This window comes from Paenochrobactrum gallinarii (genome assembly GCF_014205685.1).
Classification (GTDB): Bacteria; Pseudomonadota; Alphaproteobacteria; order Rhizobiales; family Rhizobiaceae; genus Paenochrobactrum; species Paenochrobactrum gallinarii.
Window position 1 is genome coordinate 348,604 of sequence record NZ_JACIIU010000001.1, and the last position, 13,583, is coordinate 362,186.

The 13,583-nt window shown below is 51.7% G+C and carries 11 protein-coding genes; all 11 read right to left on the minus strand.

Features of this window, described 5'->3' with window-relative positions; translation table 11 throughout:
- Positions 1-28: 28 nt before the first annotated feature.
- The 11 genes from ftsA to FHS77_RS01710 all read right to left on the minus strand — a co-directional run bounded on the left by ftsA (position 29) and on the right by FHS77_RS01710 (position 13,580).
- Positions 29-1,351: a cell division protein FtsA gene (gene ftsA, locus FHS77_RS01660; RefSeq protein ID WP_184219035.1), complete on the minus strand. Its 1,323-nt coding sequence runs from the start codon at positions 1,349-1,351 to the stop codon at positions 29-31.
- The gene (locus tag FHS77_RS01665; RefSeq protein ID WP_374786185.1) at positions 1,348-2,280 is read right to left on the minus strand and encodes a cell division protein FtsQ/DivIB; all 933 of its coding nucleotides are present in this window, start codon (positions 2,278-2,280) and stop codon (positions 1,348-1,350) included. Before FHS77_RS01665 ends, ftsA begins: the two co-directional genes overlap by 4 nt.
- On the minus strand, positions 2,268-3,194 hold the full coding sequence (locus tag FHS77_RS01670; RefSeq protein ID WP_184219041.1) for a D-alanine--D-alanine ligase: 927 nt from the start codon (positions 3,192-3,194) through the stop codon (positions 2,268-2,270). Before FHS77_RS01670 ends, FHS77_RS01665 begins: the two co-directional genes overlap by 13 nt.
- A 280-nt stretch (positions 3,195-3,474) precedes the next feature.
- Complete coding sequence (murB, locus tag FHS77_RS01675; RefSeq protein ID WP_184219044.1) at positions 3,475-4,455, minus strand: UDP-N-acetylmuramate dehydrogenase; 981 nt, start codon at positions 4,453-4,455, stop codon at positions 3,475-3,477.
- A 4-nt stretch (positions 4,456-4,459) separates the two neighbouring features.
- Positions 4,460-5,866 (minus strand): UDP-N-acetylmuramate--L-alanine ligase, encoded by a 1,407-nt coding sequence (gene murC / locus FHS77_RS01680; protein ID WP_184219047.1) that lies wholly within the window; start codon positions 5,864-5,866, stop codon positions 4,460-4,462.
- Entirely contained in the window at positions 5,863-6,990 is a 1,128-nt protein-coding gene (gene murG / locus FHS77_RS01685) for an undecaprenyldiphospho-muramoylpentapeptide beta-N-acetylglucosaminyltransferase (RefSeq protein ID WP_184219050.1), read from the minus strand. The genes murC and murG overlap by 4 nt, the downstream gene beginning before the upstream one ends.
- Before the next feature lie 9 nt (positions 6,991-6,999).
- The gene (ftsW, locus tag FHS77_RS01690; protein ID WP_184219053.1) at positions 7,000-8,148 is read right to left on the minus strand and encodes a putative lipid II flippase FtsW; all 1,149 of its coding nucleotides are present in this window, start codon (positions 8,146-8,148) and stop codon (positions 7,000-7,002) included.
- A complete protein-coding gene (gene murD, locus FHS77_RS01695; protein ID WP_184219056.1) occupies positions 8,148-9,551 on the minus strand; it encodes a UDP-N-acetylmuramoyl-L-alanine--D-glutamate ligase in 1,404 nt (467 codons plus the stop codon). Before murD ends, ftsW begins: the two co-directional genes overlap by 1 nt.
- A 9-nt stretch (positions 9,552-9,560) precedes the next feature.
- The gene (gene mraY / locus FHS77_RS01700) at positions 9,561-10,643 is read right to left on the minus strand and encodes a phospho-N-acetylmuramoyl-pentapeptide-transferase (RefSeq protein ID WP_184219059.1); all 1,083 of its coding nucleotides are present in this window, start codon (positions 10,641-10,643) and stop codon (positions 9,561-9,563) included.
- Between the two features lie 46 nt (positions 10,644-10,689).
- A complete protein-coding gene (locus tag FHS77_RS01705; RefSeq protein ID WP_184219061.1) occupies positions 10,690-12,117 on the minus strand; it encodes a UDP-N-acetylmuramoylalanyl-D-glutamyl-2,6-diaminopimelate--D-alanyl-D-alanine ligase in 1,428 nt (475 codons plus the stop codon).
- Between the two features lie 2 nt (positions 12,118-12,119).
- A complete protein-coding gene (locus FHS77_RS01710) occupies positions 12,120-13,580 on the minus strand; it encodes a UDP-N-acetylmuramoyl-L-alanyl-D-glutamate--2,6-diaminopimelate ligase (protein WP_184219064.1) in 1,461 nt (486 codons plus the stop codon).
- Between the last annotated feature and the right edge of the window lie 3 nt (positions 13,581-13,583).

A 13,583-nucleotide genomic window follows, 5' to 3' on the forward strand; every position in this document is an offset into this window, starting at 1 on the left:
GTTCTGAACCGATAATACGCCCGGCTACTCAAAAACTCTCTCTCAGCCATTGGCCGACACGCTGTATTCGTCCACCCGTCCCGGTCAGCCGGCCTGAACCTGCTGCCTTAATTGACCGCTCTTCGACACCCGCAACCTGCGGGTAGATCAACAAGCCAACGGTGGCGGAAAAAGCCGCTCCTTTGGCCGCATCCGGCAGGCCCGAAATCCCCAGCGGCCGCCCGATACGAGCATTGCGCGCCAGGATACGTCGCGCAGCTTCCGGCATACCCGGCAGCTGGCTGGCACCACCGGTCAGCACAACACGTTTTCCAACGATTGTGCCAAAGCCGGACTGATTCAGCCGGTCACGTACCAGTTCCAGTGTTTCTTCAACACGGGCACGGATAATACGCGTCAGGACTGAGCGTGGATACTGATTTGGCATGTCTCGCTCATCATCACCAATCGGGGGAACGCTGATCAGATCGCGTTCATCCGCAGCGCTTGGGAGTGCTGAACCATACATAACCTTCAAGCGTTCGGCGTCTTCCATACGGGTGGAAAAGCCGCGCGCCACATCCATGGTCACGTGATTGCCACCAATGGCAATCGCATCCGCATGAATAAATTTACCTTCTGAGAAAACAGAAATAGTTGTCGTGCCGCCGCCCATATCGATGCAGGCAACACCCATTTCCGCTTCATCATCCACCAATGCAGCCAAACCGCTGGCATATGGTGTTGCAACCATCGCTTCCACTGATAAATGGCAACGATTGATGCATAATTCCAAATTACGCAATGGTGCGCTATCGGCTGTTAACACGTGCATGTCAACGCCTAAACTGTCACCCAGCATTCCCATCGGATCACGAATGCCGCGCTCACCATCAAGGGTGTAGCCAATCGGCAGCGAGTGAACCAGATTGCGTTCTGCAGCCAGCGCTTGTTTGGCACCTGCGGCCAAGACACGGCGCACATCAGAGCGATCAACTTCATGGCCGCCAAGATTGATGCTGGCCGACAAAATTTCGCTTTTCAAACGACCGGCAGAAATATTGACGATCAGACTGTCGACCGTCAAACCGGCCATACGTTCTGCCGCATCAACAGCCAGACGAATGGATTGTTCCGCAGCATCCAGATCAATAATCACACCGGATTTAACACCGTATGATTTCTGATGGCCGATGCCGAGCACTTCCATACGATGGGTGCGACCTGGCAACATCGCGCTTTCTTCACGCGGCGTCAGCCGCGCGATGACGCAAGACACTTTGCTGGAACCCACATCAAGAACAGTTAAAAGACGCACCTTGCGCCCTGCTGATCCTGAATTTGCTGCCGACTTGTTACCAAAAATACTCATGCGCGTTTCCCCGCACGTGCGGCCTGCTGGCGTTCTTTTAATAGTTTCTCACGTGCGACCTGTCCGGTCTCCGTCAACAAAACAGTAACGCGGTCATTCAACCGCATATCGACGGAAACAATATCGCGGGACAGCAGATGCTGATCCCGATCCAATTGTTCAATCTGTGCCAATGCTTTTTGCGGTTCGAATTCCGGCAGCAGCACCCGCACGCCGTTTTCCAAAAGCAGATCCCATCGCCGGTCGGCGACACGAACATAGGCACGCACTTTGGATGCAAGCGCCGGATAGGCACTGACATCGGTAATAAAATTCTTCACACGGGTTTCCGCACCCTCACCTACCACCAATGGCAGCTGAGCATAACGACCTGAACGGTAAGGCACGATTTCTTTGCCGTCAGCATCAATCAGCGACAGGGCATCATCGCTCTGCCAGATAGCATGTGCTTTGCGCTCTTGCAGCGACACCAGCACAGTGCCCGGATAGATTTTGCGCACTTCAGCGCTTTCCACCCAAGGCAATTGCGAAATTTCTTCACGCGCACGCTCGACGTTCAATCCAATCAGCGAGGTTGAGCCATCAAGGTTCAATTGTCCCAGCACATCGATATCAGACGTTTCGGCGTTACCAACAACTTCCACACGCTCGATTGCAAAACCAAGCGTTGAGGTTGTTACTTTAATGACATCTTCAGAATGTCCTCCGGCCACCATGCCATAAGCACCGGTCGCCGCGAAAAAGCCTGCCAAGCCAATAGTGCCGGCAAAACGCGGGATATGGATGCGCCCCTGAAACAGACGGGCGATAAAACGAAAAGGTTTACGCAAGAATTTAGGCAATACAAAAGCAATACCCTGCACCGACGATGCGTGACGCACCGACTGAGCACTGTACTGAGCTTTAGCCTTTTTCTTTAACGCAAGCACGACGCGTCCTCCACCATCCAACTCAATAACGCACCAAAGGAAATACCTTCTGCACGCGCAATATCAGGCACAAGAGAGGTTGGGGTCATGCCCGACTGGGTATTAACTTCCAGCCAAACCAGCTCGCCATCCTCTGAAAAACGATCATCATACCGGAAGTCCGAACGACTCACACCTTTACAGCCAATTGCCCTATGTGCCTCAAGCGCCATTATTTGAATTTTTTGGTAAATATTTGGTAAAATTTTTGCCGGACACTCATGTTTTGATGCGCCAGCAACATATTTTGAATCGTAATCATAGAACTGATGACCAACCGGAATAATCTCGCAAACACCAAGCACCCGATCACCCATGACGGCGCAGGTCAGCTCACGGCCGGCCACATAATGCTCAACCAGCACTTCATCGCCATATTTCCAATCAGGTGACGAGATGACCTGAGGCGGATGCGACTGATCTTCCTGAACAATCACCACGCCAAAGCTTGAACCTTCACGCACCGGCTTCACCACATATGGTGGCTTGATCGGATGTTCATTACCTAATTCAAAACGGTTCATCACTACGGATTCAGCAACATTCACTCCGGCAGCAGCGACCACTTTTTTGGCGCGCGCCTTATCCATTGCCAAAGCCGAAGCCATCACGCCGGAATGGGTGTAAGGAATTTGTAAAAATTCGAGAATGCCCTGAATAGAGCCATCTTCGCCAAAAGGACCGTGTAACGCGTTAAACACCACATCAGGACGAAGCTCCGCCAGAACGGCCGCAACATTGCGATCCATATCAACGCGGGTGACGCGGTAACCTTCAGCTTCCAACGCATCAGCACAAGCTGCGCCAGATGACAAGCTGACAGGGCGTTCTGATGAAAAACCACCCATCAATACGGCAACATGTTTTTTAGCCATATGATAACCCCTCTCTTGTCATAAACGACGCAAAATACAAAAAGCCGTCACCGGCAAAACTCGCAACAGAAAATACATATGTTCGAAACGAGAAAACCTCGTCGAATCAAATCACTGAACGCTGTACCCTAAAGAATCAGATCGTTGATTCTGTGGCAAGCCCCCAGATAGATTAGTTATTTATTAGATATGCCGGAAACATCAGAAAAGACTCGGTTTCCTGGAAAACAAGCATCAAAAAAATATTTATTTTTACAAAATAAATTGAAGCCCGTGCCAATTAAGCGAGAAACACCGCATCATCTGCAACCTGAAGTTCAGACAAGCTCTGACCAGAGGCAAACAGGCCAATACGCTTAATTTCCCATTCCAGCAAAATACCGGAATTTTCCAATACCTTTGCCCGCACCGTTTCGCCCAAACGTTCCAGATCAAAGCCGCTGGCCGCACCATTATTGATCATGAAATTGCAATGCATGACCGACATTTGCGCATCGCCAACTCGCAAGCCACGACAGCCTGCCTTATCAATTTCTTTCCACGCGGATGTGCCTTCAGGATTTTTAAACGTCGAGCCGCCGGTTTTTTCACGTACCGGCTGTACGGTTTCACGATGATGCAGCACATCGTCCATCGCTTGGCGAATAGTTGCCGGATCGCCCTTTTCACCTTCTAAAATAGCGGAGGTGAAAATCAAATCAGCAGGTACCGCGGAATGACGATAGGTGTAACCCATATCGGCATTGCTCAAAACGTGCAGATTGCCTTTTCTGTCGAGCGCGCGCACTTCGACCACGCGCTCGCAGGTCTCAACACCGTTAGCACCGGCATTCATCCGCAGCGCACCACCAAGACCACCCGGAATACCGCTATAGAAATGAAAACCGGTAAGCTGCGCTTCCAGTGCTGAGGCAGCAAGACGTTTATCTGTCGCTGCCGCACCGGCCTTCAGGCGCGTATCACTCACCTGCTCAACAGTGCCAAAGCCTTTAGCGCTCAAACGCACCACAAAGCCCGGTATGCCGCCATCGCGCACCATCAGATTGGAGCCGATGCCCACCACCATTAACGGAATTTCTTCCGGCAGGACTTGCAGAAATAAAGCGAGATCTTCTTCATCAGCCGGCTGGAAAAACACTTGTGCCGGACCACCGGTGCGAAACCAGGTGATTTTGTCCATTCCGGCATCAACCGTCATCTTACCGCGCAGACCTTTTAACCGGTCACCCAGACGCGCCAGAAGAAGCTCACCGCTTTCCATGATTTTATGCCTTATCCAATGCTGCCAATTCGTCCGGCAATGCGTAAGCCCATTGGGTAATGTTACCGGCACCCAGGCAGATAACAAAATCACCCGGGCGCGCGATTTCATGCACCATCGGCGCCAAAGCTTCAGCACCACTGGCAAAACGTGCATCGCGGTGACCGGCCGTTTTAATGCGCGACACCAGATTTTGTGAATCAACACCTTCAATCGGGTCTTCACCAGCCGTATAAACCGGCGCTACAATCACAGTATCGGCATCATTGAAGCATGATGCAAATTCATCATAAAGGCTATGCAAACGTGTATAGCGATGCGGCTGAACGATAGCCACAACGCGACCCTTGGTTGCAGCCCGTCCGGCATTCAGCACCGCGCGGATTTCCACCGGATGGTGGCCGTAATCGTCAAAAACTTCAACGCCGTTCCAGGTGCCGGTATGGGTAAAGCGACGCTTCACACCACCAAAGGCCCCAAGACCTTTCACAATATCGTCTGCCGAGATACCAAGCTCATAGGCCACAGCAATCGCAGCCGTCGCATTGGACACATTGTGCATGCCCGGCATTGGCAGACGCAGACCTTCGATCAGCACCATATCACCCTTGCGGGAGCGGATCTGGACGTCAAACACACTCACCGCACCATCCATATGATGGTTGATATAGCGCACATCAGCTTGCGGATTATGGCCATAAGTAATGATGCGACGGTCTTCAATACGGCTGACAAGTGCCTGCACTTCAGGATGATCAAGGCACATAACGCCAAAACCATAGAAAGGCACATTCTCAACAAACTGCCGGAAGGCTGCACGCACATTGTCAAAAGAACCATAATGATCCAGATGCTCAGGATCGATATTGGTGATCACGGCAATATCAGCAGGCAGTTTTAAGAAAGTACCATCACTTTCATCGGCCTCAACCACCATCCAGTCACCATCGCCCATACGCGCATTGGTGCCATAGGCATTAATGATGCCGCCATTGATAACGGTCGGATCAAGCTTACCTGCATCAAGCAGAGCTGCAACCATGGATGTCGTGGTGGTTTTGCCATGGGTACCACCAATGGCGATAGCATGACGGAAGCGCATCAGCTCGGCCAGCATTTCAGCGCGGCGCACAACCGGCAACAACTTCTCACGCGCTGCAATCAGCTCAGGATTGCTTGCTTTAATTGCGGTTGAAACAACAACCACATCCGCATCGCCTAAGTTTTCAGCCTTATGGCCGACAAAAACTTCAATGCCCTTTTCACGCAGACGCTGCACATTGGCACCATCTGCCTGATCTGACCCCTGCACTTTATAACCAAGATTGTGCAGCACTTCGGCAATACCGCTCATCCCAATGCCGCCAATACCGACAAAATGTACGAGCCCGATATTTAACGGCATCTTCATGGACGCAGTCCTTCCTTATAATCTTTCACTGACTTGCCCGCTGCAATAACCTCTGCCAGATCGGCAAGCAACCGTGTTGCATCAAGTTTACCGACAGTTTTTGCAGCTTCAGCCATTTTCGCCAATCGCTGCGGCTCATCCATAGCCACTTGAATAAGTTCCGCCAGCTTCTGTGGTGATAGTTCTGTTTGTTTGATGACCTGCGCTCCGCCCACAGCAGCCAATGCTTCAGCATTTGCGGATTGGTCATGGTCAAGCGCGTGCGGAAACGGCACCAGAATAGCCGGACGGCCAATGGCGGCAATTTCCGAAACAGTGGAAGCACCAGAACGGGCAATGATAAATTGCGCATCGGCCTGAAGTGCAGGCAGATCGCTGAAGAAAGGCTCAACCTGCGCACCAACGCCCAGTTTTTCATAAATCGCAGTGACAGTTTCCTGATCTTCAGGACGCGCCTGCTGGGCAATCAGCAAGCGTGCCTGATATGTCTTTGGCAATAAAGCAATGGCCGCCGGAACCGCCTGGCTAAAATATTGTGCGCCTTGACTGCCGCCAAAAACCAGCAAATGAAAGCGGTCATTGTCACTTGAAAGCTGATAGGGTTGCTTGGCTGCTGCCACCACCGGCGGACGCACCGGATTGCCGGTCGTGATAATTTTATCGGCAAATGTACCTTTGCCTTCCGCCAAAAAACCACCGGCAATGGCTTTAACCCGTGCAGCCAAACCTTTATTGGCGCGCCCCATCACGGCATTTTGCTCATGAATAAGGGTCGGGATATTCATGCGATGCGCAGCATAAAGCGGTGGCAAGGTCGGATAACCACCAAAGCCCACCACCAGTTTCGGCTTTAACTTTTTAAACAAAGCCCGGCTGTCGAGATTACCGCGCCACAATTCCCACATGGTGCGGGCGATGGCGACAGGATTGCGCCCCGACAAAGTGGCCGAGCGGATCACATGCACATGATCAGCGGCAAAGGCACCGGAAAAACGCTGTGCTCTGGCATCCGTTGCCAGATGCACATCATAGCCGCGTGCGGTCAGTTCATAAGCCAAAGCTTCGGCCGGAAACAGATGTCCGCCAGTACCACCCGCTGCAAGCACGATTACATCTTTTTGCATCTTTTTTTCTCACAGAGCCGGTGCCTGTGTCCCCATACGTACCGTTGCCGACATGCGCCCTTCAGGGCGGCGGCGTGTTAAGGCCAGCAGAATACCCATCGTGATGGCAATCGCGATCAGGGACGAACCACCATAGGAAATAAACGGCAGCGTCATACCTTTTGCAGGCATCAGGTGCAAATTCACCGCCATATTGATGACCGACTGAAAACCGAACAGGATCACCACACCGGAAATCGCTAAACGGCTGAACGGATCATTCTGGCGTTGCGCAATCAACAAGCCGCGCACCACGATAAATGCAAAGAGCAGCATAATCAGCAGGCACAGGATAATGCCGTATTCTTCTGCGGCGACCGAAAAGATAAAGTCAGTGTGACTATCAGGAATGATGCGCTTGACTGTACCCTCACCCGGGCCTTGGCCAAACCAGCCACCGCGCAAAATAGCTTCGCGGCCGCTATCCACCTGAAACGTATCTCCCTCACCTGTCATAAAGCGGTCAATACGACCGGCCACATGCGGGAAAAACATATAAGCGCCAAAAGCACCGGCAGCACCGACAAGACCAAGCAACAAAATCCAGAACATGTTCAAGCCGGCCAGAAAGAACATGCCACCCCAAGTGCCTGCCGTCAGCATGGTTTGCCCGAAATCCGGCTGCAATACCAACAGAGCAACCACAAGCCCGCACAAAAGCATCGCAAATAAATTGCCCGGAATATCGGACCGGCGCTGCTGCTCAGCAAAAAGCCAGGCGCAAATCACCACAAAAGCAGGCTTCATAAACTCAGATGGCTGAATGGAAATGCCCAGAATAGAAATCCAGCGCCGCGCACCCTTCACTTCAACCCCGATAAACAAGGCTGCCACCATCATCAGCAGCGCGCCCATCAGCAGGATCAGCGAATAACGGCGAATTTCACGCGGCGAACAAAAAGACACGCCAATCATGATAATCACGGCCGGAACCATGAAAAAAGTCTGGCGCTCCACAAAGTGGAAACTATCAAGGCCGATACGTTCGGCAACCGCAGGGCTTGCCGCAAAAGACAGCAAAATACCTAACCCCATCAGGCTCAAACAGGCAGCGAGAAAGTAGCGATCAATCGTCCACCACCAATTTGCAACAGGGCCACGGTCAACACGACTTACCATCAGTTTGCCCCTTCAATCTTTGTCGTGCCTGCCAAAGCAAACACAAAATCTCGAAATGCATCGCCACGCTTTTCAAAATTTTGAAACTGATCAAAACTGGCGCAAGCTGGCGACAACAGCACAACCGGTTCATGTGCGGCATCAGCGCCTGCATCATGTGCCGCATGGGTCACGGCAACTTCTAATGTATCAGAAATTTCGTAAACAACATCATTACCTAACGTGGCGGCAAAAGCAGCGGCTGCTTCACCGATCAGATAGGCTTTGGCAACACGTGGGAAAAATTCGCGCAATGCTTCAATGCCACCCGCTTTTGGCACACCACCGACAATCCAGTAAATGTTTTTAGCAAATGAGGATAAAGCCGGTGCGGTGGCTTCTGCATTGGTGGCTTTGGAATCGTTGACGAACAGCACTTTGCCACGACGCGCCACCTGTTCCATGCGATGCGCAAGCCCTGGAAAACTCTGCAAGCCCGCTTCAATTTCGGTGAAGCTCAGGCCAACACTCATGCAAGCTGCAATTGCAGCCAAAGCGTTTTGCGCATTATGGCTGCCGCGCAGCGAGCCGATGGATTGCAGCGAGCCTAATGATTTCACATCACCGGAACGCGCATAAAACAACTCTGATTTTATAGCAAAATAGCCGTTTTGCAGCGGCTTATCTTTCGAAATGCGAATAAGTTTATCGGTTTTTGCTGCCAGACTATCAGCAATTTTCACGCAATAATCATCATCAACCCCGACAATCGCTACATCGCTTTGTGCGACCAACCGCGCTTTGATGGCAGCATAGTTTTCCATCGCTCCATGACGGTCGAGATGATCAGGTGTTAAATTAAGCAAGATACCGGCACTTGGATTAAGCGATGGTGCGAGATCAATCTGATAAGACGAGCACTCAACCACATAGAACTTATTTGCCGCCGGAGCATCAAGGGTTAAAATCGCAGTACCGATATTGCCGCCAAGCTGCATGTCGCGGCCGGATGATTTTAAAATATGGGCAATCAGTGCTGTGGTTGTCGATTTACCATTGGTGCCGGTAATAGCAATGAACGGGCAATCCGGCGCCAAAAGCTTACGCTCGCGCACAAATAATTCCACATCACCGATGATTTCAACACCTGCCTCATGCGCCAGTTGCACTGTCCAATGCGGCTTTGGATGCGTCAGTGGTACGCCCGGAGACAAAACAAGGGCAGAAAACTGCCCCCAGTCTGCCAGACGTAAATCGCCTGTTGCAATGCCTTCGGCCTGCGCCTTGGCAACACTTTGCGGATTATCATCCCATGCAATAATCTGCGCGCCCCCCGCCACAATGGCTTTGGCCGTCGCAAGACCCGATCCCCCTAAACCAAAAAGGGCAATGGTTTTATCTTTTAAAGCGGTGATCGGGATCATTGCAAATGCCTAGCGAAGCTTCAGAGTTGAAAGACCAATCATGGCCAGAATGATAGCCACAATCCAGAAACGGATAACGACCTGACTTTCCGTCCAGCCTTTTTTCTCAAAATGGTGATGGATCGGCGCCATCAGGAAAACACGTTTTCCGGTTAGTTTGAATGACGCAACCTGAATGATGACGGAAAGTGCTTCTACCACAAACAAGCCACCAATAATCGCCAAAACAATTTCGTGTTTTGTCGCAACTGCCACCGCACCCAACATACCGCCAAGCGCCAGCGAACCGGTGTCGCCCATGAAAATCGCGGCAGGTGGCGCGTTGAACCAAAGGAAACCAAGGCCGGCACCAATAACAGCACCAAGCACCACGGAAAGTTCACCAGTGCCCGGCACAAAATGAATCTGCAAATAATCAGCAAAAATCGCATTACCGGAAAGATAGGCGATCAGGCCGAAAGAGGCCGCAGCCACCATCACCGGCACAATCGCCAAACCATCCAGACCATCGGTGAGGTTAACCGCATTACCGGCACCAACCATCACGAAGGCTGCAACCGGAATAAAGAAAAGACCCAAATTCAAGACGAATGTTTTCACAAACGGGAATGTCAGCGATGAGGAAAATGGTTCCTGACCTGCATTCATGATGAACCATGCAGCCACACCGGCAATCAGAAATTCCAGTCCCAAACGGGATTTTCCGGAAAAGCCTTTATCTGTCTGCTTGGTAACTTTCAGATAATCATCATAAAAACCAATGGCGCCGAAACCAACAGAAACCATCAGCACAACCCAGACATAGACGCTGGAAAGATTGGCCCAAAGCAGCGACGAGGCCAAAATACCGGTCATGATCATCAGGCCGCCCATTGTCGGCGTACCGGCTTTTTTGAAATGGGTCTGCGGGCCGTCTGCACGGATCGGCTGCCCCCGCCCCTGACGCACTCGCAAGGCATCGATAATACGCGGACCGAACAAAAACACGATCAGTGCCGAAGTTATCATCGCGCCGCCGGTACGAAACGTAATATAGCGGAACACGTTAAACGGCGCCACATGGTCAGCAAACAACGTCAAAAGCATCAGCATGGGCGGGTCATCCTTACAGGCATCATTCTTTATTTATTCCCTAAACTTATTCCGCTGCCTCAACCGGCGGGTAGCGGGTAATCAGGGCTTTCACAATTTTAGAAAAAGCAATCGACATCGATGATTTAATCATCACCACGTCACCGGCACGTACCTCATTGAGGACAGCCGGCAATAATTCATCAACGCTCTGCCCGTATTCGACATAAATTTCAACAGGCATTGCAGATTTCAGCACCGCCATTTCAGCGCCGCCAATATAAAGTGCATTCACATCCGCATCCACAATCGGGCGCGCCAGATCAGCATGAAGTTTGCCCGACTGGCGGCCAAGCTCCAGCATATCGCCAAGCACCGCAATGCGACGACCGCCTGCCTGCGGCTCAACTGATTGCAACAGCACAAGTGCCGCCCGCATTGAGGCCGGATTGGCGTTGTAGCTTTCATCAATCAGCGTGAAATGACCATCGCCGCAGCGCAGTTGATAGGTCGCACCGCGCCCCTTTTCTGCTTGTAAATCAGCCAAAGCTGCAACGGTTTTTTCCATGTCTGCGCCAACAAGATGAGCCGCACCGATAACGCCCAGCATATTCTGTACAATATGACGACCCGGCGCACCAATTTTGACCGCCACAGTCTTTTTGCCAATACGCATTTCAATATTGGAATAAGTCGCATACAATTCGAGCTTGTTAAGGCGATAATCTGCCTGCGCGTTTTCGCCAAAAGTCACCACATGCTCGACACCCGCCTCTTCAGCCAAGCTTTCCAGCTGTTTGAAACGCTTGTCATCACGGTTGAGCAGCGCATAACCACCCGGCACAATGCCTTCAAAAATCTCGCCCTTGGCTGCAGCAATCGCTTCCAGATTGGCAAACTGGCCTAAATGCGCCGGAGCAATCAGCGAAATCATCGCCACATGCGGACGCACCATTTTCACCAGCGGGCGGATTTCATCGGGATGGTTCATACCGATTTCAAAAATACCGTAATCAATATCACGTGGCATCCGTGCCAAAGTCAGCGGCACACCCCAGTGATTATTGAAAGACGCGACAGAAGCATGCACTGTGCCGGACTGGCTCAACACATGGCGCAACGCTTCCTTGCTGGTGGTTTTACCAACAGAGCCGGTCACGGCAATGATTTGCGCTTCCGAGCGTTTGCGCGCAGCAATCCCCAAACGGGTCAGCGCTTCCAGCACATCTTCCACGACAATCATCGGCACCGGCAGATTGCCGAAAGCTGCCAGACGTTTTTCTGCAACCACCATCAGGCTTGCACCTGCGGCCATTGCATGGGTGGCAAAATCATGCCCGTCGAATTTATCACCTTTAATGGCAAAAAATGCCTCGCCCTCTTTCAAAGTGCGGGTATCGATCGAAATGCCTGTAATGCCTTTTGGAAGGGTGCCAAACGGACGCCCTTCCATTGCCTTGACCATTTCATCAGCTGTCCACAGCCACTGGCTCATTCTTATACTTCCTTCTGACGAGCCTGAAGCGCCAATGCAATTTCAGCATGATCAGAGAACGGCAATACCTGATCTCCGACTGTCTGGCCTTCTTCATGCCCCTTACCGGCAACAATCAATGTGTCGCCTGTATTCATCATCGCAACGGCTGCCTGAATTGCTTTTTTACGATCGCCGATTTCTTGTGCGTTGGGCGCTGCCGCCATAATTTCCTGACGGATCACTTCCGGCACTTCTGTGCGTGGATTATCATCGGTCACAATCACCACATCCGCCAGCCGCGTTGCAATTTCACCCATGATCGGGCGTTTACCCTTATCACGATCACCGCCGCAACCAAAAACAACGATAATGCGGCCGGTGGTGAACGGGCGAACCGAAGCCAGCACATTTTCCAGCGCATCAGGTTTATGAGCATAATCGACATAAGCCAGGGCACCATTTTCAGCCGAACCCACCAGATCAAGACGACCCGGCGCACCTTTGAGGCGTTCAAGTGCCTTCATCGCAGCCTGTGGCGGCACACCGGTTTCAATCGCCAGCGCCGCTGCCATCAAAGCATTAGCCACCTGAAATTCACCGGCCAATGGCAGGCTGACTTCATAAATCTCGTCATTGACCGCCACTTCCAGATGCTGACGGAAGCGCTCATGTTCCAAGCGCTTCAACTTGATGAAAGCACTTTTGCGGCCAACAGTTTTGATATTGGTCAGGCCGGCATCGCGCGCAGCCTCAATCGCCTGTTCGGAATAAACATCATCGGCATAGAAAATTGCAGGCGCGTCTTTTGGCAGAAGCTCTGTAAAAAGGCGCATTTTTGCAGCCAGATAATCATCAACGGTCGCATGATAATCCATATGATCGCGGCCAAGATTGGTGAAAGCAGCTGCCGTCAGCTTCACACCATCAAGGCGGCGCTGATCGAGACCATGAGATGAAGCTTCCATCGCCGCATGGGTCACACCTTCATCAGCAAGCTCTGCCAAAACACGATGTAACTCCACCGGATCAGGGGTAGTCAGCGAATTATAATCGCTGCGGGTCGGCGAAAAAACACCGGTTGTGCCGATATTGGCCGCAGCAAAACCTGCATATTCCCAGATCTGGCGGGTGAAAGAAGCAACGGATGTTTTACCGCTGGTGCCGGTGACGGCCACCATCACATCCGGCTGTTTTTGATAAAAAGCCGCTGCCGCCTGCGCCAAAGCGAGGCGCGGATCCGGGCATTTAATTTGCGGCACGGTGAGGTCTGGAAGATGATTGTCATCGGTTAGAATTGCCGCCGCGCCACGTGCAACCGCATCGGCGATAAACTGGCCGCCATCGGCCTTCACACCTTTCAGCGCTGCAAACAAATAGCCTGGCTGAACCTTACGCGAATCTGATGTTACCCCCGTAATAACGACATCGACGTATCTCGGGCTTAAAATTTTCGAAAAGGCCGCGATTTCTTTCAGCTTCATAAT